Raw genomic sequence first — 22,450 nt, forward strand, 5'->3', positions numbered from 1 at the left:
TAGGCGGAGCCGGCCAGCCAGGCGGCAGGCTCTTGTGCGGGCTTCAGAGTGCAAGCGGGTTGAGCGACACGCACTAGGGTGTCATCCAGCCACTGAATGAGGTCGCTCAGGACTTCGGCACGATTGGTCTCGTGGAAAAGGTCGTGGCGGGCATCTTCATAGATTTTCAGGGTGACATCACGCATGCCTGCGGTTTCTAGCTTGTCATCCAACGTGGCGACGGTGACGCCTTCTTTACCCACGGGGTCTTTGGCGCCGGCAAACGAATAAATCGGCAGGTCCTTACGGATCTTACGCAAATTGCTCATGCGTTGGGTTCGGCTTAAACCCTCCAGCAGATCACGCCAGAAGCCGTTGGTACAGGTCACCCCACAGCGTGGGTCATCCAAGTAACGTTGCACAAACTGCGTGTCTCGCGAGAGCCAGTCGTAGTCGGAGCCCGGTTTAAAGGCGCGCGCAAATTTGCCAAAGGTGAGCGCATGAATGATTGGGCTGCGGGCGTTAATGCCTTGGCGCCAGCACTCAAACGCGGCAAACCAGTGCGCTGCCCACGTGAACCAAGGCGCTTCGTAATTCGTGCCCTGGAGTACGAGTAAATCAATATGTTGGGAGTGACGCTCCGCGAAAGACAGGCTAATGAATGAGCCCATGGAGTGGCCAATCAGAATCCAAGGCACATCTGGATAGACTGATTTGCCATGGACATTCACGCTACGCATATCAGCGCAGACGGCTTCCCAATGCTGGTGCTCACTGACTTGCCCCAACTTGTCGATGGGCACTGAGAGTCCATGACAGCGATGGTCATGGGCCATCACGGCATAACCAGCTGCATTAAATGCTGCTGCTGCATCCGCGTATAACCCGCTGTGCTCAGACATACCGTGCGCGATATGAATCAGCGCTTTGGGGTGCGCGACCGGCCAATGGCGTAAGGGAATGGCGTGACCATCTTCTGCCAGCAAGAACTCAACCCCTTCGGCATCGCTCTCGGTAATATGTTCAGCAGGTGCGATATTCATTATGCTGCCCAACCTCTATTTGTATCGTCTTTTTAGTAGGAGCTCAGCTGGTATGCAAGCGGCTATTCATTACCGGGTTGCCAGCGCCGTGCCCGCGTCGCATCGGTTTCAAGTGACGCTGACCATCGCACAACCGGACCCACAAGGCCAACGCCTTTGGCTGCCCGATTGGATACCCGGAAGCTACATGATTCGCGACTTTGCTCGCAACATCACGAGACTGAACGCTTACGATGCTCATGGACAGACGGTAACCTGTCGCGCCTTAGATAAATCGTCATGGCAATGTGTGCCGGTGGCAGGGCCATTAACCGTGCATTACGAGGTCTATGCTTGGGATTTGTCGGTACGCTCCGCGCATTTGGACCAGCATCACGGCTATTTCAATGGCACCTCATTGTTCTTGGCCGTGGCCGGACAGGAGGCCGAGGCGGTGAGTGTGGCGTTGTGCTGTCCGGAAGGAGTGAGCGATTGGCAGGTCGCCACGACCTTGCCCAGGCTAAGCGCTGAATCGTTGGGTTTTGGTCTGTATGGCGCTGAAAACTATGACGCCTTAATTGACCATCCGGTGGAGATGGGTCGCTTTACCTATGCCGAATTTGAAGCGGCGGGCGTTCCGCATGCCATTGCCATCACCGGACAGTTTCATGCCGATGTGCCACGTCTAGTCCGTGATTTGCGGGTTATTTGCGCGGCGCAAATCGCCTTCTTTGGCGCACCCGCGCCGTTTCAATCCTACCTTTTTCAAATTATGGTGGTAGGGCAGGGTTATGGCGGCCTAGAGCACCGCAGCTCCACGAGCTTACTGTGCAGTCGAGACGACCTCCCGGCGTTGGGCGAATCCGAGAGCAAGCCCAGCGATCGTTATCGCGCTTTATTGGGGCTATGCAGCCACGAGTATTTCCACAGTTGGAATGTGAAGCAGCTGAAACCTCAGGCGTTCATGCCTTATGACCTGCGGCGAGAAGTGCATACCGACTTGCTCTGGTTCTTTGAGGGCGTAACCTCTTACTACGACGATCTGTTTTTAGTGCGTACTGGGCTCATTAGCCCCAACAGCTACTTAGAGCTCTTAGCTCAGCACATTACGCGTCATATCCGCACGCCGGGGCGGGAGCACCAAACGCTGGCGCAGTCCAGCTTCGATGCGTGGACGAAGTACTACAAAAGTGATGAGAACTCGCCTAACAGCGTCGTTAGTTATTACATCAAAGGGGCGTTGGTGGCCTTGTGCCTCGATTTAACCCTGCGCGCACTGACGCATCAGCAGCACAGCTTGGATACGCTGATGCGCCGTCTTTGGAGACGCTTTGCGTTAACGCAAACCGGAATTGTGGAGCAGGATATTCGCGACATGCTGGTTGAGCTTGCCGGTCCCGCCATAAATGCACTGCTCGACAAAGCACTGCACGCCACGGAGGAGCTGCCTTGGCAGGCCCTACTCAGTGATCTTGGTTTAAAGCCAACGCTGCGCGCAAGCGAAGGGGCAGGCGATGCCGGCGGACGGCCCGGCACCGGGTCTGCACCGCGACCCTGGCTGGGCGTGAAAACACAGGCCAGTGAGGGCGGTGTGCAGCTGACCTTTGTGCAATCCGGCAGTCCTGCGGAGCAAGCGGGCCTTTCGGCCGGCGATATCATCGTAGCTATCGATGGTTTGCGTGTAAATCAATCAACTTGGGATAAACGTCTGCTGCAACGAGCTGTCGGCGACACTATCTCAGTGTATGCTTTCCGCCGCGATGAATGGCTGGCGACCCGCTGTCAGCTTAGCGCTGCGCCAATGGATACCTGTTACTTGCCCTGGCCTGATGACATGGCTGAGCGCCAAGCCGCTGAACAATGGATGTTGACGCCCAGCGTGGCATTACCTTTACCTTGAACCACCAACAATAAAAACGACGTGAGCGTGCCCTATGTCTGCTGAATTTTGGAAAGATAAATACCCCGCTTCTGTACCGTATCAAATTGATACAGCGGCTTACCACTCGGTGTTGGAAGTGTTCCATGAGGCCTGCCATCGTTTTGGCGACGCGCCGGCATTTACCAATAGTGTGGCCTTTGCCAGCCGAACCATGAGCTATAACGATCTGGATCGTTTAAGCAATGCGTTTGCGTCCTATATTCAAAACCATACGGATCTGAAACCGGGCGACCGCATTGCTGTGCAAATGCCGAACCTGTTGCAATACCCCGTGGTGGTCTTTGGTGCGATGCGCGCCGGTTTAGTGGTGGTGAATACCAACCCGCTCTACACCGCCCGCGAAATGTTGCACCAGTTCAATGACTCCGGTGCGAAGGCTCTGGTTGCCCTGGCCAACTTTGGTGATTTGGTGCAGGAAGTGCTGCCGCAAACGGGCATCAAATACCTGTTCCTGACAGAGCTGGCCGATATGATGCCGACGCCTAAGCGTCAGGTCATTAATGCCTTGGTAAAGCATGTGAAGAAGATGGTTCCCGCATTCTCGCTACCAACCGCTATTCCGTTCATTCAAGCCATGAAGCTCGGCAAGCGTCGCCCCTGCGTGGATCACACCGCACTGGCAACTGATATTGCCGTGTTGCAGTACACCGGAGGCACCACGGGCGTTTCCAAGGGCGCCATGCTGACGCAGGCAAATCTGGTGGCCAACTTGCTGCAGATGCGTGCCGTGCTGACCTCCAGCTTTAATCCCGGCAAGGAGATCATGATTGCTCCGCTGCCGCTTTATCACATCTTTGCTTTCACCGTGTGCTGTTTGGGCATGATGGAGCTGGGTGGTCATTCCATTCTCATCACCAACCCACGCGATATCCCGTCGTTTGTGAAGGAACTGGCGCGTTGGCCATTCACCGCCATGGCAGGTCTGAACACGCTGTTTGTGGCGCTACTGAATAACCCGGAATTCCGTCAGCTCGACTTCTCGACCTTGAAGCTGACCGTGGCGGGTGGTATGGCCATGCAAATGAAACCAGCGGAAGAGTGGGAAGCGCTGACCGGCTGCCGTATCTGTGAAGGCTTTGGCATGACCGAAACATCTCCGGTGGTGACCATGAACCCGTTGGATGCCATTCGCCTTGGCACCATTGGCATGCCCGTACCGAACACCGAGCTGAAAACCATTTCCGAAGACGGTGAAGTGGCCGCCATTGGCGATGCTGGCGAGCTCTGCGTACGCGGTCCACAGGTTATGAAAGGCTACTGGCAACGTCCCGATGCAACAGCCGAAACGATTGATGCCGACGGTTGGCTAAAAACCGGCGATATCGCGGTGATTCAGCCCGATGGCTATTTGCGTATCGTAGACCGTAAGAAAGACATGATTTTGGTGTCTGGCTTTAACGTCTACCCCAATGAAATTGAAGATGTGGCTGCGCTGCATTCCGGCGTCTTGGAGAGTGCAGCGGTGGGTGTGCCCGATGAGAAGTCCGGTGAAGTGGTGAAGCTGTTCGTGGTCAAGAAAGACCCGGCGCTAACTTCAGAAGCCCTGATGGCACATCTTCGTGCCAACCTGACGGGCTACAAAGTCCCGCGCACTATCGTGTTCCGCGCAGATTTGCCTAAGACTAACGTCGGCAAAATTCTGCGTCGCGAGCTGCGCGGCGCCTGAGGCTCGTGGTTAAAGCGTACCAAGGTGCCGCGCAGGTTCCGACCGAGATTGACTGGTCGGCCGATTTGCCAGTACTGGCGGTACGCGATGAACTGATCGCTGCGATTGCGCAGCATCAGGTGGTGATCGTAGCTGGTGAAACCGGCTCCGGTAAAACCACGCAACTGCCTAAAATCTGCCTGGCGGCCGGTCGTGGTCGCCACGGCTTGATCGGCCATACCCAGCCGCGCCGAATCGCGGCACGTACGGTGGCCACGCGCATTGCCGAAGAACTGGGCACAACCCTCGGTGCCGGTGTTGGCTATAAGGTGCGCTTTACCGATCAAACGGCTGAAACCACCTACCTCAAGTTGATGACCGATGGCGTTTTACTGGCCGAGCTGGCCAGTGACCGTCTGCTCAAAGCCTATGACACCCTGATCATCGACGAAGCCCACGAGCGCAGTCTGAACATTGACTTTCTGCTCGGCTATCTGCGCACGCTGTTGCCCAAGCGGCCTGATCTCAAAGTGATTGTGACGTCGGCCACCATTGATGTGCAGCGCTTTAGCAAACACTTTGCCGATGCCCCGGTGTTTGTCGTGCAGGGGCGCAGCTATCCGGTGGAGATACTGTATCGCCCGATCGCGCTGGAAGCGGCGGTGAGCAGCGAGGACGAGGGTTTTGACGACATCGAGGAGGCCATCCCGCGGGCGGTGGTGGCGGCGGTGGAGGAGTGCCTGAGTTACGAGCGCCAGAACGGCAAGGTCGGGCGCGGCGACATTCTGATTTTTTCCAGCAGCGAGCGCGAAATTCGTGTGCTAGCAGATACCTTGCGTAAGTACGGCCCACCTCACACCGAGATTTTGCCGCTGTATTCACGACTGTCCGTGAGCGAACAGCAAAAGGTGTTTGCGCGGGGCACGGGCCGGCGCATCGTCATTGCCACCAACGTTGCGGAAACGTCGCTCACGGTGCCGAATATTCACTTCGTCATCGATCCTGGTTTTGCGCGTCTTAGTCGCTACTCGTATCGGTCTAAAGTGCAGCGATTGCCCATTGAAGCGATCTCCCGCGCTAGCGCCAACCAACGCGCGGGTCGCTGTGGCCGTATCGCGCCGGGGCTGTGCATTCGTCTCTACAGCGAAGCGGATTTCCTTGCCCGCGACGAATTTACCGACCCGGAAATTCACCGCACCAATTTGGCGGCAGTGATCTTGCAGATGCAAACGCTGGGGCTTGGCGAGCTAGAGCGCTTTCCCTTTTTGGATGAGCCAGACTCCCGCCTAATCAACGATGGCTACCGCTTGCTGGATGAGCTGGGCGCCGTGGATAGGCAGCGTCGCATCACGCCGATGGGTCGTCAGCTCGCGCGACTGCCGTTGGACCCTCGCTTAGCGCGCATGGTGGTAGCGGCGGCCCCATTAGGTGCCTTGCAGGAGGTACTGATTATTGTGGCGGCCATGTCGGTGCAAGACCCGCGTGATCGTCCGCATGATAAGCAGCAAGCAGCCGATGAGCGTCATGCGCAATTTCGTGATCCGGACTCGGATTTTCTCTTTTTTGTGAAGCTCTGGCAGGTATTGCAGACGCAAAAAGAGACCCTGACCGAGCGCGAGCGTCGCGAGTTTGCGCGCAAACATTTCCTGTCTTGGCTGCGCCTGCGCGAATGGCGAGAGACGTATCGGCAGCTCGTGCAAATGGTGGAGATGTTGAAGCTACCCATCAATCGCGAGCCCGCGCCCTATGAGGCCGTCCATCGCGCCTTGCTGACGGGGCTGTTATCGCAGATCGCACAAAAGGGCGAGGATCGCGAGTATCTGGCCCCGCGTAATTTAAAGGCGATGATCTTTCCCGGCTCGGTACTGGCACGCAAAGGACCGCCGTGGATCATGGCCGCGGAATTGGTGGAGCTGCAGCGTGTGTATCTGCGCCTGACTGCGCGAGTAGAGCCGGAATGGATTGAGCATTTGGCGGGCAATCTGCTTAAACGCAGCTATGCCGAGCCGCATTGGGAGCGTCGCCAGGGTCGGGTCATGGCCTATGAGCAAACCTCCCTGTTCGGCTTGATCCTGCATGCCAAGCGTAAGGTCAATTACGAAAAGATAGACCGCAGCATTTGCCGTGAGATTTTTATCCGTTCCGCTTTGGTGGCAGGAGATTGTGACCTCAAGGCCCCATTCCTGAAGCACAACCAAGGGCTCGTCGCTGAAGTTCAGCAGCTCGAAGACAAGGCCCGCCGCCGCGACTTATTGGTGGATGAAGAAACGCTATTTCAGTTCTACGACGCCCGTTTACCCGACGATATTGCCAGCCTGAAAACATTTGAAGACTGGCGTCATCGCGGCGAAAAAGACGAGCCGCGCCTACTCTTCATGCAAGACGACGATGTGCTGGCGAAGTCTGCCGAACATCCTGCCCATTTGTTCCCCGACAGCCTGCGATTGGCCGGCCATGAGCTGCCCCTGAGCTATGTGTTTGAACCTGGCCATGACGATGATGGTGTGACCGTCACCGTGCCGCTGGGCCTGCTGCAAGATATCGAGGCGCAAAAATTGGACTGGTTGGTGCCGGGCCTGATCGCCGACAAAATTGATGCGCTGTTGCGTGCCCTGCCTAAAGCCCTGCGTCGTCAAATGGTGCCCTTGCCCGACACGGTTGCAATGGTGCTGGATCAAATTCGCTTTGGTGAAGGTCAGTTGCTGCCGGTACTGTCGCAGGCATTGACGCGGCGGGGTGTGGTGATTCAATCCGCAGACTGGGCCGTGGACATGCTGGACCCGCATTTCAGAATGCAAATTCGTGTGCTTGGCGAGCGCGATCAGGTGCTGGCCAAAGGCCGGGACTTAGGTCGTTTGCGCGTTCAGCTCAGTCAGCATCCGCAAGCGCAAGCGGTGGCCGATCAACCCACCCGTCAGCAGTGGGAGCGCAGTGGCATTACGCGTTGGGATTTCGGTGATATGCCCACGTTAATTGAAACGCAACAACGCGGACTGCCGAGTCGTGCTTATCCTGCCTTGCAACTGACGGAGCAGGGCCTGGCGCTGCGCTTGATGGCCCGCCAAGAAGAAGCTGAGCAGCTGCATCGTGAGGGTGTGGCGGAGTTGATGCGCTCGCTCTGTGTAGCGGAAATGAAGTCATTAACGAAAGCCCTTGCCGATCAGCCCGGCTTGCTCTTGCAGTCCGCTCATTGGCTGAAAAAAGAACAACTCGCCGTCGATTTCGGACGCGCGGTGGTGACGGCAACCTTGGTCACTGAACCTGCGCTGGTTTACACTCAGTCACAGTTTGATGCGGCCTTGCAAAAGGTGCGACCGCGCCTGGTGCCGGAAGGTTTGAAGTTGGCTGTGGTGGTGGCGCAGATTTACAGTTTGGCGCATCAAGTTCGGCAGCGTTGTGCTGCATTGCAGCAGCCGGTTTTTGCCTTGGCGCGAACGGATATGGAAGGGCAGTTGGCAGCGTTGAACTTAGCCCAGTGTTTGCGTAGTTTTCCGGCTGAGCGTTGGCAGCAGTTCCCACGCTATTTAAAGGCCATGTTATTGCGCTTGGATAAGCTCAGTAACAATCTGCTGCGTGATGATAAGGGCAGCGCAGAGTTGCAGCGGCGCGAGCTACTATTGCGCCAAGCGTATGAAGATAAAATTCGCCGAGGGCAAGATATTGCGACTTTGGCATCGTACCGATGGTTGCTAGAGGAGTATCGTATCTCCGTGTTCTCGCAGCCTTTAAAGACCGCCGTCCCGGTATCTGCCGAGCGCTTAGATCGGCTGTGGTCGCAACTCATGATGTGAGGTTTTTATGCAACGTGTGGTGATTAGCGGAACGGGTTTGTATACCCCCAGTGAATCCATTAGTAATGATGAACTGGTGGTTGCCTTTAATGCCTATGTACAGCAGTACAACCAAACCCATGCCGACGCCATTGCCGATGGCACAGTGACTGCTATGGCAGAATCCAGCTCCGAGTTTATTCAAAAGGCATCGGGCATTAAGTCGCGCTATGTCATGAATAAATCGGGTGTGATTGATCCGAATCGCATGTTTCCGCACATTCCTGAACGTGCCGACGATGAGCTAGGTATCCAAGCCGAGATTGCCGTTCTGTCCGCACGTGAAGCCTTGGCTCAAGCGGGTAAAACGCCGGCGGATGTCGATGCCATTATTGTGGCCTGCTCAAACATGCAGCGCGCCTATCCAGCCGTGGCCATTGAGGTTCAGCAAGCATTAGGTTGCGGCGGTTTTGCTTATGACATGAACGTGGCCTGTTCGTCAGCCACCTTTGGCTTGCAGAATGCGGTGGATGCCATTCGCTCCGGATCAGCACGCTGTGTGTTGGTCATTAGCCCAGAAATTACCTCCGCCCACTTAGAGTTCCGCGATCGCGATTGCCATTTTATTTTCGGCGATGTTTCCACCACCATGGTCGTGGAAGCGGCGGAAACCTGCACGGTAGACGGCGCGTATGAGGTGCTGGGGACTCGTCTGGTCACGCAGTTCTCCAATGCCATCCGCAATAATTTTGGCTTTTTAAATCGCTGCGATGAGTCTGGTGTGGGCACGCGAGATAAGCTGTTTCGTCAGGAAGGCCGAAAAGTCTTCAAAGAAGTCTGTCCGATGGTGGCGGAACAAATTGTGGCGCACAGTACGTCACTGAATCTGAGCGTGAATGACCTGAAACGGCTGTGGCTGCATCAGGCGAATCTGAGCATGAATGAGCTCATTGCCAAGCGTGTACTGGGTCGCGAGTTTAGTCGTGATGATGCACCGGTCATTCTGGATGAATACGCCAACACCAGCTCGGCAGGTTCTATCATTGCCTTTCACAAGTACCGCCGCGATTTGGCTGCGGGCGATGTAGGTGTGATTTGCTCCTTTGGTGCAGGCTATTCCATTGGTAGCGTGGTTGTTCGCCGCTGTTAATGACAGCTTTTAAGGGTAGGGAGATGCACATGAAGGCCATCACGAAATTCACAGGGATAGTCGCGCTTTGGGCGTTTACCAGCGTCTCCGGCGCAACGGCGGCGACACATGATCCTGCCGATCCTTGGGAGTCGTTTAATCGGGGCGTGTTTAGTTTTAACGAATCTGTTGATCGTTATGTCGCTAAGCCTGTTGCAAAAACCTACCAGTTTTTAATGCCTACCCTAGTCGATGACGCTATTACCCGGGTCTTTAATAACTTGGCTACGCCCATCACCATTGTGAACCAGCTGCTGCAAGGCAAACCGCACGATGCCGCTGGGCAAACCGCTCGCCTGATGTTTAACAGCACGTTTGGCGTGGCGGGTATTTTGGATGTGGCGCAACACATGGACTTGCCGCGCCAGAAAGAAGATTTTGGGCAAACGCTGGCTGTGTGGGGCGTTAAGCCAGGTCCTTATGTGATGCTGCCTTTGTTGGGCCCTAGTACCGTGCGCGACACGGGTGGGCGAGTGGCTGATATGACCTGCGATCCGCGCCGCTACGCAGAACAATCGGCGCGCTTTGTTATGACGGCACTGGACGTGACCGATACGCGTGCGGATTTACTCAATGCTGAAAAAGCCATTGAGGGCGATCGCTATCTGTTTATTCGCGACTACTACCTACAGCAGCGTGAATTTGCCATTGCCGATGGTGTTTTAACGAAAGATGAGTTTCTTGATGATTCACTCAGCAGTGATGCTGCTTCGGACACCTTCTAATCATGAGTCGCACATCGCCAGGTACTATCCTGGTGATCGACGCGGACGCTGACCAACGCACGCGTATTTCAGGCTGGCTGCAGCTGGATGGCTTCTCGGTGGTCAGTGCGGCGGATGCCGATGCGGGCTTTGCCTTAGCTCGGAACTTGCAGCCTTCGCTGATCATTGGCGACCTTGTTTTAGCCCTGGCGAATGGCTCGCAATTACTCCGAGCCTTGCTGCATGAATTGCCCGAATCCGCAGTGATTGTTATCACCGAATCTGCCTCCCTAAATGAAGCCGTTAATGCACTGCAAGAAGGTGCCAGTGACTTTCTCATTAAGTCGCTATTGAACGACGATATTCTGCGGGTGTCTGTGCATCGAGCCGTTGAGCGCTTTAGTTTGCGACAAGAAAATCAACGCGTCCGGTTGGAGCTTGAGCAAACCAATGAGCGACTGGCTCACAGCTTAAAACTGCTGGAAATGGATCAGCGCGCAGGGCGCAAAGTGCAAAGTCGTATGTTGCCGCCCAGTCCGCATGAAACCAACGGTTTGCGACTGAGTCACTTCACCTTGCCCTCGCTGTATTTATCTGGCGATTTTGTCGATTACTTTAGTTTGGGCGCGGGCCGAACCGCCTTCTATTTGGCAGATGTGTCGGGGCATGGCGCCTCCAGCGCCTTCGTTACGGTATTCCTGAAAACCTTAACGAATCGCATACGTCGTCACTTTGAAAAGCGCACGTCAGTATCTTTGTTGTCGCCTGCACGCATCATGGCCGCGATGAATGAAGAGTTGCGCGCCCTCGATACGGGTAAGCACCTCACGGTTTTTTGTGGGGTTATTGATACCAATGTGCAAAAACTAACCTACGCCGTTGGCGCGCATTATCCGCCTCCCATTTTATGCAATGGCAATGAAGTCATACAGTTAGCCGGATCTGGCTTGCCCTTGGGCCTGTTCCAAGACGCAAAATATGAAGAACATGTGGTGGATTTGCAGCATCGCTTTTCGCTTGTCGCCGCTTCCGATGGTATCCTAGAGATTCTTTCCGCCAGTGACTTAGTCGCCAAGGAGGCACTTTTGCGAGCGGAAGTAACGGCAGCCAACGGTCAGCTTGATGTCCTTATCGAGCGCCTTGGTTTGCCATCGGTACGTGACGTCCCGGACGATATTGCGTTGCTTATGATTCAGCGTGACGAGTAAAAATGGACGCCTGCAAAATGCAATATGCCGTTCATAACGGCACCTACGTGTTAAAGCTTCGGGGCGACGTGCGCGTTCCGTTGTGTACCTCGCTGGAAAGTTTTGTAGAAGATCATCTGCTGCATGACGCCGGCCTGCGTGCCGTGCTGATTGATCTCACCGAAACCGAAGCTATTGACTCAACGGCCCTTGGCTTGCTGGCGCAAATTGCGGTTGCTCTGCAAACGCGCAAGCTGGGTAAGCCTGTCATTCTTTGCATTAATCCGGACATTGAGCGGATTTTGGAAAGCATGGGTTTTGATCAAGTCTTTCGTATTCTGCATACCACGGCAGCCATTCGTGACAAGCTGGCTGAGCTGCCGGTGGAGTGTTTAAGCGAGGATGAAGTTACCCAGAGTGTGATTGATGCGCATCGTACATTAATGAGCTTGAACGAGAGCAATCAAGTGTCTTTCCGCAGCTTGGTTGACGCGCTTGAGAATGAGCAGCGTCAACGTCATTAAGCCCGTATTCAGGTTAAGCGTGGGGCCATCAGGGCTTCCAGTTTGAACAAGTCTGAAGCAAATAAGCGTATCCCTTCTGACAGCTTTTCTGTGGCCATGGCGTCTTGATTTAACTGCCAGCGGAACGCAGCCTCGTTAAGTGCGGGCTGACGTGGCTGCTCGGCCAGCGCACTGGCATTGAGCTGTGGGCTGAGTGCTTCGGTTTCCAGTGCCAGGGCATCGAGTAGGGCAGGGCCAATGGTGAGTTTGTCGCAGCCAGCCAGCGCACGAATCTCGCCCGTGTTGCGAAAGCTTGCACCCATGACCACGGTCTTATGCCCACAGGCTTTGTAATAGCTAAAAATCTCGCGTACCGAAACCACGCCAGGGTCTGTTTCCGCGCTGTAGTTTTCGCCGGTCTTGGCCTTGTACCAATCCAAAATGCGCCCCACAAAGGGCGAGATCAGAGTAGCTTCGGCTTCGGCAGCCGCTTGCGCTTGGGCAAAGTTAAACAGCAGGGTGAGGTTGGTGTGAATGCCTTCTTGCTCGAGCTGCCGAGCGGCTTGAATGCCTTCCCAGGTGCTGGCAATTTTGACCAGCACACGCTCACGCGGTACGCCGGCCTCACGGTAGCGTTGAATCAAGCGACGCGCTTGCGCCAACGTGGCGGGCACATCGAAAGACAAACGAGCATCCACCTCGGTCGAGATCAGGCCGGGAATGTGTTTCAGAATTTCTACTCCAAAGCCGACCGACACCGCCTCGATAGCGGCGGTCAGGCGCTGGCTGGGAGCCAGCTTGCCGGCGCTGGCGATACTTTGCGTGAGAATATCGGCATAGGTCGGATCACTCGCGGCCTTGAGAATCAGGGATGGGTTAGTGGTGGCATCGACCGGTTCCAGGCGGCGGATGCTGTCGATGTCACCGGTGTCGGCGACAACAATGGTGCAGGCTTGTAATTGCTGTAACGGATTCATGCGCGAACTCATCAGATAAGTAGTTCGGTCTGCGCAGCAGCATCGCGCAAGACCTCTAGACCGGCACCGGGCAAATGGGCGCGAGTGCTCAACACCTGGCGGAAACGACGGCCACCGGGCACACCGAGGAACAGTCCTAGAATATGCCGTGTGATTTGATTTAAAGGAACACCGCTGGCTAGTTCTTTTTCCACAAACGGCAAATAGGCCTGAAGAATATCCGCGCGTGTCGGTAATTCAGTGGCACCCCAGAGCGTCTGAGCCTGCGTCAGCAAATAGGGGTTGTGATAAGCCTCGCGACCGATCATCACGCCGTCGGTGTGCTGCCAGTGACCGACAATTTCATCCACGGTCTTGATGCCGCCATTGATCTCGATGGTGAGCTCAGGCCGATCCTGCTTCAGGCGATAGACATCGGTGTAGCGCAGCGGTGGCACTTCGCGATTTTCCTTGGGGCTGAGTCCGGCAAGGATGGCGATGCGGGCATGCACGATGAAATGCGGGCAGCCCTGTGCCGCCACGGTATCGACGAAGTTGAGCATGTCGTCGTAATGCTCTAGACCATCGATACCGATGCGGTGCTTGACGGTCACCGGTACCCTTACGGCGGCCTGCATGGCGGCGACGACCTCGGCGACATGTGCCGGCTCGGCCATCAGGCAGGCACCGATGCGGCCCTGCTGCACACGGTCGGACGGGCAGCCAACATTCAGATTGATCTCGTCGTAGCCCCAGTCCTCGCCGAGCTTGGCGCAATGCACCAGGTCTTTCAGATCGCTGCCGCCGAGTTGCAAAGCAATCGGATGCTCTTCGGCCTCGAAGCGCAAGTGGCGGGGCACATCGCCATAGACCAGCGCTTGTGTGGTGACCATCTCGGTGTAGAGGCGGACATGCGGGTTGCACAGGCGCAGGAAGTTACGGGCGGCGCGGGTTGTCCAGTCCATCATCGGCGCAACGGACAGTTTTTTAGCGGTCAGCATGATGGCGTATTGAGTTCAGGTTGATCAAAAGACGACGCTGGCAGGGGCGCATGTCATAAAATAAAAGCGTGCTGTACGGTTGAGCGTAGTATGTCATGGGATAACGATTACACCTACCCAGCGAAACTTCTAAGGCAACTCGATGTTAAATGAGACTTCTTTTCGCCTTGTGCCCTTTCTTATCACCTTGCTGGTGATGGCGAGTCTTGAACAGCTCTACCCTTGGCGCATGGCCACACAAAATCGTGTGGGACGATGGCGAAATCATCTCGCACTTCAAGTGGTGGCCATTATTCTGCTCCGCGTGTCTTTTTCTATCTCTCTGATAGGTGTGGCGCTGTGGTCCGAGCAACATGGCATTGGTCTATTGGCTGTGTGGTCGCTGCCGCTTGAGCTGACGGTGGTCTTGGCTATTTTGGTGCTTGATTTATGCATCTACGCTCAACACCGGCTATCGCACGCCTGGCCCTTGCTCTGGCGTTTGCACCGCTTGCATCACAGTGATCGAGTGCTCGATGTCACTACCGCCCTGCGTTTCCATCCACTGGAAATGTTCTTCTCTATGATTTGGAAGATGCTGGTGGTGCTGGCATTAGGTGCTCCAGCACAAGCGGTGCTGCTTTTTGAGATTTTGCTGAGCAGTTCAGCCTTGTTTAATCACGCCAATATTCGTCTTCATCCACGGCTTGAGACGTGGCTTCGCTGCGTATTGGTCACGCCGGATATGCATCGGGTGCATCATTCACGCTGTCCAGAAGAAACCGATACCAATTTTGGTTTTTTAGTGCCGTGGTGGGATTGGTTGTTTTCGTCCTATCGCGCCGTCTCCGCGCAAGGGAATGCGCTTGAGATTGGCCTAACCACTTTACACGAGGACCGCGACAACAGCATTCCCGGCATGTTGTCGCAGCCGTGGCGCTAATTAACCTGCAGTGCTTTCTGCACGAAATTCATTGAGGTGAGCGCTGGGTGTTTTCGATGGAAATGCATAGCGAAGGATACGCCAAGTCACTTGGCTGGCCTGCTTCATAAACGAACCGGTATTGTAATGAAGGCCATGACGATCACAGATGGCGCGGACCTCTTTGGACATCTCGGCATAACGCCAGGCCGGTACATCCGGGAATAAATGGTGCTCGATTTGGTGGCTGAGGTTGCCCGACAGTAAATTGAGTAACTTCCCGCCTTCCAGATTCGATGAGCCCTTGATCTGGCGCATGTACCAGTGGCCGCGGCTTTCATCCTTGAGCACACTTTTCGGGAAAATCTCGGCATCCCGGGTGAAGTGACCGCAGAAGATGATCGAATAGGTCCAGATATTGCGGATGCCGTTGGCGACGAAATTACCAGCCAGCACCGGCAGGAAGAACGGGCCGGCGAGGAGCGGGAAGAAAACGTAGTCCTTAAATACCTGCTGGCGGATCTTGCGCTTCACCGGTGCGAATTCTTCGGCAAACTTTTCCTTGGACTTCTTGCCGCTAAAGAGCTGGCCCAGGCGCAGCTCCTGAATGGCGATGCCCCACTGGAACAGCAGCGCAAAAATCACCGCGTAGACAGGCTGGAACAGGTAGTGCGGCTTCCAGCGTTGCTCCGGGAACAGGCGCAGAACACCGTAGCCGACATCGTCATCCATGCCCTTGATGTTGGTGTAGGTGTGATGCATGAAGTTGTGCGAGGTGCGCCAGTTGTCGCTGGTACCCACCAGATCCCACTCATAAGTCTGGCCGTTCAGGCTGGGATCACCCATCCAGTCGTATTGACCGTGCATGACATTGTGCGCTACCTCCATGTTCTCCACGATCTTCGATAGAGCTAACAACAGCGTGCCCAGTACCCAGGCCGGCGGGAAAAAACTGAGCATGAGCAGGGCGCGACCGGCAAAAGCGCTGTAGCGCACCAGTGCCACGACGCGTCGTATATAGCGTGCATCTTTCTCGCCGACATCGGCCATGGCGCGGGCACGCACGGCATCCAGCTCCTTGGCGAGTAGAGCTAAATCTTGGGCAGACAGTGTGCGCGTATTCAGGTTTTTCATGAGCATGTTCCGATGGATTTAGAGGTCTAACGTCAAGTCTGAGCAGGCTGCACTGATGCATAAGCGCAATCCAGAGACCGCTTCGTGCTGCTCTTCTTGGGTCAAAATGTTGCGTGTTGTACCGCTGTTCTTGGGGCAGGCGCAGGTATTGCAAATACCTCGTCGACAGCCGTGGGCAGGTTGAATGCCGGCATTTTCCAGCGCACTTAACAAGGGCTCACCCGAAGGCACTGAAAGCGTTTTACGGCTTTTCAGCAGATGGATTTGTACGTGCTCGCCTGGGTTTGCCGCCAACTCAGGTAGGCTAAAAGCTTCCCCCAAAAAAGGCCTACTTAATTGTTTGGCCAATGCGGCCGCAGTGCTAACAAAGCCCTCCGGACCACAGGCATACCAATGTGAGCTGGCCAGATCGGGTACCAGTGCGTTTATTTGTGCGAGGTGAATGCGATCGGAGGCGATGCCATCTTTGGGTTGTGTCATCAGGAGATGCAGACGAAATGCCGGGTTTGCTTGCGCAAGTTGGGTGAGTGATTCAGCGAAGCAAGTAGAGGCGTCATCACGTACCCAGTACAGCAATGTGATGCGTTGGCCAGTCTTGGCATGCGCCTGAATCAAACTTAGGAAGGGCGTGATGCCACTTCCCGCGGCGAGAAAAATAGCGTGGCTCGGCTTTTCCTTCAGCGTCATTTCGCCAAAAGGAGGATTCAATTTCACGATATCGCCCCGCTGACTCTGATTACAGAGCCAGGTGCTGACCTTGCCACCTTCTATGCGTTTGACGGTAATAGCGATGTGATTGTTTGCGAGATAACGTGGGCTGTAACTGCGACTGTGCTGGCGGCCATCGATTTCGACACTGACGTTGACGTGTTGCCCGGCAATAAAGGCGCTGACGTGACGATTCGGTTTCAAAACGAGGGTTACGGCATCCTCTGACTCTGGGTGTTTTGAAACAATCTGCGCGAGTGGCTTTTTACAAGACCACAGTGGATGTACTTTGCGCGCCCAGAAATCGAAAGCATCGGCGCTAAATATGGCATCCAATAGGAAGGAGGTCGCTTGGTTGGGAGGCACAGTGGACATCCGAAGGTAAGAAGTAATGCATTTATTATACACTTGTATAGACATATGTCTATTGGTGCTGCATCGTTGTTTCTGCATGAATGTCTAGGCGCATTGGCTCTATACTTTGTTCATGCCTGCCAACCAGAGTATGAGCAGAATGAATGACACTACCGCGTTGCCAGCACCTGCAGCTGAGCGTCTAGTCCGGGGACCACAGGGGCGTCGGGCCGTCATATCGCGCGATGAGCTCATTGCCGCCGCCATGTCCCTGCTGGGACCAACCCGCAGCGTGTCTACACTGAGTTTGCGTGAGGTGGCGCGTGCGGCTGGCATCGCCCCGAACAGCTTTTATCGCCATTTCAAAGATATTGACGAGCTTGCCATCGCTCTCATCGAGCTGGCCGGTAGCAGTCTGCGCCGTATTTTTAGTGAAGCGAGGCAGCGTGTCAGTCGTGAGCGCAGTGTCGTTCGCACCTCTTTAGAGGTGTTTATGGAGCAGCTCAATTCGGAGGCGGGTTATCTCGATTTATTGTTGCGCGAGGGCAAGGTGGGTTCGGATGCCTTTAAGCAGGCCGTGGAAAAGCAGTTGGTCTTTTTCGAAGACGAGTTAATGAATGACCTGCTGCGACTGGAGGCATTGAATGGTCATAAGTTGCATCGTGCTGATGTAGTGGCGCGTGCCATCACCCGGTTGGTATTCGTTATGGGTGCCAGCGCTGCGAGCCAGAGCGCACAAGCACAGGTTGACACCCTAGAGCAGACCGCACTCATGTTAAAAATGATTTTGATGGGAGCTCGCACATTGGCCGTCACGGAGTCTTAACGGGGTATTGTCTTTGCCCTATGCCACAACACCCACGTGCTCTCTGTTTAATGCGAAGGATGGCTCGCATTCTGAAGCGAGTTTCGGCATGATCCGGCCAGTCTAAAAATTTGAACAAGAGAGTTGCGATGAACTTTGCCTTATCCAGTGACTTACTCGCCTTACAGACCAAGGTTCGTCATTTCATTGCTGAGCAAATCATTCCTTACGAGCAGGACTCTCGCCAAACCGCACACGGCCCAAGCGTCGAGCTGCGCAACGAGCTGATTGCTAAGGCTCGTGCTGTTGGCTTACTCACGCCGCATGCCTCGGTTGAGCTAGGTGGCCTGGGGCTATCTCATCTAGCTAAAGCCGTGGTTTTTGAGGAGGCGGGGTATTCGCCACTGGGCCCGATTGCACTGAATATTCATGCGCCAGATGAGGGCAACATTCACCTCATGGAGATCGTGGCTAACGAGGAGCAGAAGCAACGCTGGCTTCAACCCTTGGTGGATGGCCGCATTCGCTCTTGTTTTGCCATGACCGAGCCCGATGATGGCGCAGGCTCTGACCCCAGCATGCTCGCTACAACGGCCACGCCGGATGGTGATGGCTATCGCATCAATGGCCGCAAGTGGTTTATCACCGGCGCGGAGGGTGCCAGCTTTGCCATCATCATGGCAAAAATGCCCGATGGATCAGCCACCATGTTCCTGTCCGATACCAACAAGCCCGGCTTTCATCTCGAACGCATGATGGACTCATTGGACTCTTGCTTCAGCGGCGGCCACGGTGTGATTGCCCTCAAGGATCTCTATGTGCCGGCTGAGGATGTTCTGGGAGAGATTGGCAAGGGCTTTCGCTATGCCCAGGTGCGTTTGGCGCCCGCGCGTTTGACACATTGCATGCGCTGGCTGGGTGCTGCTCGACGAGCCCACGAAGTGGCCACGCGCTATGCCCAGCAGCGGGAGTCTTTTGGCCGAAAGCTCCTTGAGCATCAGGGCGTTGGTTTTCCGTTGGCCGACAATGAAATGGACTTGCACACAACGCGTCTAACCATTCAGCACTGTGCTTGGGTATTGGATCAGGGCGAGCAGGGCAATGTGGAATCGAGTATGGCCAAGGTCATCAGTTCGGAAGCGATTTGGCGAGTCATAGACCGCAGTGTGCAAGTGTTGGGTGGCCGGGGCGTGACGGGAGAAAGCATCGTGGAGCGTATTTTCCGTGATGCGCGTTCGTTCCGGATTTACGATGGCCCCAATGAAGTTCATCGCATGAGCTTGGCCAGGAAAATTTTTAAACGTATTTAATTCAGGGGCTTGGCGTGTCTTTTTTAGAAAATTACTACGCTTTAGATAAAGACACTGTGGTGTCTTGGTTGCAGAAAACAGGCTTAGCGAGTCAACTGCTGGGATCTAACGAGCACTTGCACAGCGAAGACCTAGCCGATGGCAATGTGAACTTGGTCTTTCGCGTCTCCAACGCCGCTGGCCGCTCCCTTATCGTGAAGCAGTCGCTGCCGTGGGCCCGGAAATATCCGGACTTTAAATTACCCCTGGATCGCGCCGTTCGTGAGTATGGCATTTTGCAAAGCTATGTGAGGCATTGCCCGGAGTTCGTGCCTGAGGTCTATCACTTTGATGCGGAGATGTATGTCTGCATCATGCAGGATCTACAGCCGCACGCGATTCTGCGCACCGGGCTGCAAGCACAGCAGCATTACCCGTTGCTGGCCCAGCATTTGGGTGAGTTCCTCGCCAAGTCGTTGTTTTTCAGCTCCGATTTGGCCTTGCCCTCGGCAGAAAAAAAAGCACGTGTTCCTCAGTTTATTAATCCCGTGCTGGTCAAAGCCCAGGAGGATGTCTGCTTCACGCAGCCTTTACAGCAGCACGCGCACAACCATTGCCATGCAGAGTTAGAGCAGACGGCTGCCGCACTTCGCGCAGACCAAGATTTGTATGCTGCAGTCTTGCGCATGAAGCGTGTCTACATGACATCGGCTGAAGCCTTGTTGCACGGTGATTTGCATACCGGCTCGATGCTGGTTACTCCCGCAGAAACCCGTATTTTCGATCCTGAGTTTGGCTTTTACGGCCCCATGGCCTACGACTTAGGTTGTCTTGTGGCACACCTCTACATAGGCCATGTTTGTCAGCCTGTATTTGCTCGCCGAGCGGGTGCTACGCCAGGTTCAGGAATGGACATGCTCGAATTGATTCGTCAAATTTGGCAGGTATTTAGTCAGCAATTCGCTGAGCTGGCGCGCCAGCAATCAGTGCTGGGTGAGTGGCAGAGTGAGCGCTATATCCAGCGCTATTTGGATGAATTGCTGCAAGACACCCTTGCATTCGCAGGTGTTGAGTTGATCCGTCGCACCATCGGCCTGGCGCATGCTCCGGAGTGGGAGCTGATGGCCGAAGAACCGGCATTGATTCCAGCCGCCCAGCAGAGCTTAGGCATGGCAAGACACTGGCTACTCCCAACCCAGCCCTGGTCGAATATGGATTCGGCATTGCAGATAGGACGCGAGGCATGAATTGGCATACCCGTGTGACCGACTTATTCGGTATTCAATATCCGTTTATTTGCTCGGGCATGACGTATGTATCTAACGCTCAGCTAGCGGCGGCAGTGAGTGAGGCGGGTGGTCTGGGACTAATTCAGATCGGGCACCTCAAGCCTGAACAAGCGCGTGCTGAAATTCGACTGGCGCGTAGCCTCACCTCGAAGCCTTTCGGTGTGGGTTTGGCCTTGCTAATGCCGGGCTCGCGAGAAAATGCCGAGGTGGCACTGGAAGAGCAGGTGCCGGTTATTAACTATTCGCTGGGCAAGGGTGATTGGCTGTGCCAGCGCGCTAAGGCCTACGGCGGTAAAACCATTGCCACCGTCATTACCGCAAAACATGCGCAAGCTGCCGAGCGAGATGGTGCCGACGCGCTTATCGTTACTGGACATGAGGCGGCGGCACATGGTGGTGAAGTCACTACGCTGGTGTTATTGCCGGCCATCCGCGCCGTCACGTCATTGCCGCTCATTGCGGCCGGTGGTTTTGCCCAAGGTTCGGGCTTGGTGGCCACATTGGCGTTGGGTGGCGATGCGGTAGCGATGGGTACGCGCTGGGCCATGACCACAGAAAGTCCATTGCATGCTAAAACTCAAGCGATGGTGTTGGAGAAAGCCGTTGAGGACACCCTCTACACGCGCAATTTCGACGGCATGCCCTGTCGCATTATGCGCACCCCAACTGGGGTGGCGGTGAGTCGTAAACCGCTGACGCTATGGCGGGCTATTTGGCAATCCTTGCTGCTGATGCGCCAACAAGGCACAAGCCTGAAGCAATTGTGGATGACCTGGCGTGAGCAGGGATTCGCCAATACGTTGAAGCTGAGCTATTTCGGTGCTGCAGTGGAGCGGATTCGCCTCGCCATCTTAGACGGCGATCAGGTGCGCGGCGTGCAGCTGATTGGCCAGGCCCAAGGCCTAATTCAAGATATTCCAAGCTGTGCCGAACTCATGCAGCGCTTAGTTGCAGAGGCCAATACCGCGCAACAGCGCGTGCAAGGAGCCCAACGATGAATGTCCACGAAGCCATTATGACGCGTCGCTCCATTGCTCAACTGGTGTTGCCCGTACCCGATACCGACGCTCTGACCCGGGTCTTCGACGCAGCGGGTGCGGCGCCGGATCATCGTGTATTGCGCCCTTGGCGCTACCTGACGATTCAGGGTGATGCGCTCTCGGCATTGGGCGAGTTGTTTTACCAAGGCATGTGCGAGGTGAATCCCGATCGTGCTGAGTTAGAGCAGAACAAATTGCGGCAAATGCCGCTGCGCGCGCCCATGATCATCGTGGCGATATTACGCCGCCAGGATCAAGCTAAGGTGCCGGAGTGGGAGCAATGGCTAAGCCTAGGCGCGAGCGTGCAAAATATCTTGTTAACCTTACATGCCGAAGGCTATGCGGCCATGTGGCGCACCGGTGATACGACGGCGCTGGATCGCGTGAAGCAGGGCCTGGGCCTGGTCGCAGGCGAAGACATCGGAGGTTTTATTTACGTCGGTACGGCGGTGGGCACTAAGGCTGCACCTCCGCGCCCAGAGTCATTGTTTGGCGCTTGGTCGGGCGCAACGGCATGAGCCGGCTGGCTGAGGCGCAAGCGTTTTTGGCCGAATTACGGCGTGATATCCCGCTGGCGGCATTTATGCAGTTGGAAGCCGTCGCTTGGGATGGTCAGGCGCTGACCCTGAAAGCGCCTTTGCAGCCCAACATCAACGATAAAAGTACCGCTTTCGCTGGCGCGCTGGCGAGCTTAACGACGGTGACAGGCTGGGCTGCGCTCATGCTGTGGGCGCGAGAGCACTTAGGTGCCTGTCATGTCGCTGTTTACGAGTCTGAAATTAAGTATCGCTTTCCGGTTAGTGAAGATTTCTCGGCCACGGCAATCTTGCCCGATGCCGCTGTTCTCGCTGCAGTGGCCGCGCAAATTGCTAGTAAAGGCAAAGCTCGCGCCACGCTATCCGTCAGTATTGAGGAAGCGCAGCGCGCAGCTGTGTCACTGTCGGCCAGTTATGCGATTTGGCGACTCCCACCTGAGTCGGTCTAGCGCTGTGAGGGGTGTGCTTAAGCTGTGGCATACTTGGCGGTATGTGA

At 55.4% G+C, this 22,450-nt stretch carries 19 protein-coding genes; 14 read left to right on the forward strand and 5 right to left on the reverse strand.

The window, feature by feature from the left end; translation table 11 throughout:
- Positions 1 to 1,022: alpha/beta fold hydrolase (locus AC14IB_RS05495; RefSeq protein WP_484230933.1), on the reverse strand; the 1,022-nt coding region annotated here is incomplete at its 3' end.
- Positions 1,023 to 1,074: 52 nt separating this feature from the next.
- On the opposite strand from AC14IB_RS05495, the gene AC14IB_RS05500 reads away from it, so the two are divergent.
- From AC14IB_RS05500 to AC14IB_RS05530, 7 genes are read left to right on the forward strand one after another with little or no spacing between them, the layout of a single operon-like run.
- Positions 1,075 to 2,901, forward strand: coding sequence for a M61 family metallopeptidase (locus tag AC14IB_RS05500; protein ID WP_484230934.1), 1,827 nt, complete (start codon positions 1,075 to 1,077; stop codon positions 2,899 to 2,901).
- A gap of 34 nt (positions 2,902 to 2,935) precedes the next feature.
- Positions 2,936 to 4,609, forward strand: coding sequence for an AMP-binding protein (locus tag AC14IB_RS05505; RefSeq protein ID WP_484230935.1), 1,674 nt, complete (start codon positions 2,936 to 2,938; stop codon positions 4,607 to 4,609).
- Between the two features lie 5 nt (positions 4,610 to 4,614).
- A complete protein-coding gene (hrpA, locus tag AC14IB_RS05510; protein ID WP_484230936.1) occupies positions 4,615 to 8,379 on the forward strand; it encodes an ATP-dependent RNA helicase HrpA in 3,765 nt (1,254 codons plus the stop codon).
- Positions 8,380 to 8,386: 7 nt separating this feature from the next.
- A complete protein-coding gene (locus AC14IB_RS05515; RefSeq protein ID WP_484230937.1) occupies positions 8,387 to 9,508 on the forward strand; it encodes a beta-ketoacyl-ACP synthase III in 1,122 nt (373 codons plus the stop codon).
- 29 nt (positions 9,509 to 9,537) lie between these two features.
- Complete coding sequence (locus AC14IB_RS05520) at positions 9,538 to 10,272, forward strand: MlaA family lipoprotein (protein WP_484230938.1); 735 nt, start codon at positions 9,538 to 9,540, stop codon at positions 10,270 to 10,272.
- 2 nt (positions 10,273 to 10,274) lie between these two features.
- The gene (locus AC14IB_RS05525) at positions 10,275 to 11,459 is read left to right on the forward strand and encodes a PP2C family protein-serine/threonine phosphatase (RefSeq protein ID WP_484230939.1); all 1,185 of its coding nucleotides are present in this window, start codon (positions 10,275 to 10,277) and stop codon (positions 11,457 to 11,459) included.
- A gap of 2 nt (positions 11,460 to 11,461) precedes the next feature.
- Positions 11,462 to 11,962, forward strand: a complete 501-nt coding sequence (locus AC14IB_RS05530; protein WP_068858859.1) for an STAS domain-containing protein — start codon at positions 11,462 to 11,464, stop codon at positions 11,960 to 11,962.
- 8 nt (positions 11,963 to 11,970) lie between these two features.
- Here AC14IB_RS05530 and tal read toward each other — a convergent pair whose 3' ends face one another.
- Together tal and dusA are read right to left on the reverse strand one after the other, a co-directional pair.
- Complete coding sequence (gene tal / locus AC14IB_RS05535) at positions 11,971 to 12,918, reverse strand: transaldolase (protein ID WP_484230940.1); 948 nt, start codon at positions 12,916 to 12,918, stop codon at positions 11,971 to 11,973.
- Positions 12,919 to 12,929: 11 nt separating this feature from the next.
- The gene (gene dusA / locus AC14IB_RS05540; RefSeq protein ID WP_484230941.1) at positions 12,930 to 13,898 is read right to left on the reverse strand and encodes a tRNA dihydrouridine(20/20a) synthase DusA; all 969 of its coding nucleotides are present in this window, start codon (positions 13,896 to 13,898) and stop codon (positions 12,930 to 12,932) included.
- Positions 13,899 to 14,040: 142 nt separating this feature from the next.
- On the opposite strand from dusA, the gene AC14IB_RS05545 reads away from it, so the two are divergent.
- Entirely contained in the window at positions 14,041 to 14,820 is a 780-nt protein-coding gene (locus AC14IB_RS05545; RefSeq protein WP_484230942.1) for a sterol desaturase family protein, read from the forward strand.
- On the opposite strand, the gene AC14IB_RS05550 is transcribed toward AC14IB_RS05545, so the two are convergent.
- Complete coding sequence (locus AC14IB_RS05550) at positions 14,821 to 15,933, reverse strand: fatty acid desaturase family protein (RefSeq protein WP_484230943.1); 1,113 nt, start codon at positions 15,931 to 15,933, stop codon at positions 14,821 to 14,823.
- Between the two features lie 18 nt (positions 15,934 to 15,951).
- Positions 15,952 to 17,007, reverse strand: coding sequence for a ferredoxin reductase (locus AC14IB_RS05555; RefSeq protein WP_484230944.1), 1,056 nt, complete (start codon positions 17,005 to 17,007; stop codon positions 15,952 to 15,954).
- Between the two features lie 148 nt (positions 17,008 to 17,155).
- Here AC14IB_RS05555 and fabR point away from each other — a divergent pair, with 148 nt between their 5' ends.
- The 6 genes from fabR to AC14IB_RS05585 all read left to right on the forward strand — a co-directional run bounded on the left by fabR (position 17,156) and on the right by AC14IB_RS05585 (position 22,403).
- Positions 17,156 to 17,821 carry an HTH-type transcriptional repressor FabR gene (fabR, locus tag AC14IB_RS05560; RefSeq protein WP_484230945.1) on the forward strand — a complete coding sequence of 222 codons (666 nt, stop codon included), beginning with the start codon at positions 17,156 to 17,158 and terminating at the stop codon, positions 17,819 to 17,821.
- A gap of 128 nt (positions 17,822 to 17,949) precedes the next feature.
- Positions 17,950 to 19,110, forward strand: a complete 1,161-nt coding sequence (locus tag AC14IB_RS05565; RefSeq protein ID WP_068858874.1) for an acyl-CoA dehydrogenase family protein — start codon at positions 17,950 to 17,952, stop codon at positions 19,108 to 19,110.
- Positions 19,111 to 19,124: 14 nt separating this feature from the next.
- Positions 19,125 to 20,336 carry an S-methyl-5-thioribose kinase gene (mtnK, locus tag AC14IB_RS05570; protein ID WP_484230946.1) on the forward strand — a complete coding sequence of 404 codons (1,212 nt, stop codon included), beginning with the start codon at positions 19,125 to 19,127 and terminating at the stop codon, positions 20,334 to 20,336.
- Positions 20,333 to 21,376, forward strand: coding sequence for an NAD(P)H-dependent flavin oxidoreductase (locus tag AC14IB_RS05575; protein ID WP_484230947.1), 1,044 nt, complete (start codon positions 20,333 to 20,335; stop codon positions 21,374 to 21,376). Before mtnK ends, AC14IB_RS05575 begins: the two co-directional genes overlap by 4 nt.
- Positions 21,373 to 21,936 (forward strand): nitroreductase family protein, encoded by a 564-nt coding sequence (locus tag AC14IB_RS05580; protein WP_484230948.1) that lies wholly within the window; start codon positions 21,373 to 21,375, stop codon positions 21,934 to 21,936. The genes AC14IB_RS05575 and AC14IB_RS05580 overlap by 4 nt, the downstream gene beginning before the upstream one ends.
- The gene (locus AC14IB_RS05585) at positions 21,933 to 22,403 is read left to right on the forward strand and encodes a YiiD C-terminal domain-containing protein (protein ID WP_484230949.1); all 471 of its coding nucleotides are present in this window, start codon (positions 21,933 to 21,935) and stop codon (positions 22,401 to 22,403) included. Before AC14IB_RS05580 ends, AC14IB_RS05585 begins: the two co-directional genes overlap by 4 nt.
- The last annotated feature ends 47 nt before the right edge of the window (positions 22,404 to 22,450 follow it).

It is taken from the genome of Perlucidibaca sp., from assembly GCF_057084925.1.

Coding starts and splice junctions, on each gene's coding strand:
- AC14IB_RS05520 (WP_484230938.1), top strand. CDS start 9,538: ATGAAGGCCATCACGAAATTCACAGGGATAGTCGCGCTTTGGGCGTTT.
- AC14IB_RS05500 (WP_484230934.1), top strand. CDS start 1,075: ATGCAAGCGGCTATTCATTACCGGGTTGCCAGCGCCGTGCCCGCGTCG.
- AC14IB_RS05550 (WP_484230943.1), bottom strand. CDS start 15,933: ATGAAAAACCTGAATACGCGCACACTGTCTGCCCAAGATTTAGCTCTA.
- AC14IB_RS05525 (WP_484230939.1), top strand. CDS start 10,275: ATGAGTCGCACATCGCCAGGTACTATCCTGGTGATCGACGCGGACGCT.
- AC14IB_RS05585 (WP_484230949.1), top strand. CDS start 21,933: ATGAGCCGGCTGGCTGAGGCGCAAGCGTTTTTGGCCGAATTACGGCGT.
- AC14IB_RS05515 (WP_484230937.1), top strand. CDS start 8,387: ATGCAACGTGTGGTGATTAGCGGAACGGGTTTGTATACCCCCAGTGAA.
- tal (WP_484230940.1), bottom strand. CDS start 12,918: ATGAATCCGTTACAGCAATTACAAGCCTGCACCATTGTTGTCGCCGAC.
- AC14IB_RS05565 (WP_068858874.1), top strand. CDS start 17,950: ATGAACTTTGCCTTATCCAGTGACTTACTCGCCTTACAGACCAAGGTT.
- fabR (WP_484230945.1), top strand. CDS start 17,156: ATGAATGACACTACCGCGTTGCCAGCACCTGCAGCTGAGCGTCTAGTC.
- AC14IB_RS05545 (WP_484230942.1), top strand. CDS start 14,041: ATGTTAAATGAGACTTCTTTTCGCCTTGTGCCCTTTCTTATCACCTTG.
- AC14IB_RS05505 (WP_484230935.1), top strand. CDS start 2,936: ATGTCTGCTGAATTTTGGAAAGATAAATACCCCGCTTCTGTACCGTAT.
- AC14IB_RS05580 (WP_484230948.1), top strand. CDS start 21,373: ATGAATGTCCACGAAGCCATTATGACGCGTCGCTCCATTGCTCAACTG.
- AC14IB_RS05575 (WP_484230947.1), top strand. CDS start 20,333: ATGAATTGGCATACCCGTGTGACCGACTTATTCGGTATTCAATATCCG.
- dusA (WP_484230941.1), bottom strand. CDS start 13,898: ATGCTGACCGCTAAAAAACTGTCCGTTGCGCCGATGATGGACTGGACA.
- AC14IB_RS05530 (WP_068858859.1), top strand. CDS start 11,462: ATGGACGCCTGCAAAATGCAATATGCCGTTCATAACGGCACCTACGTG.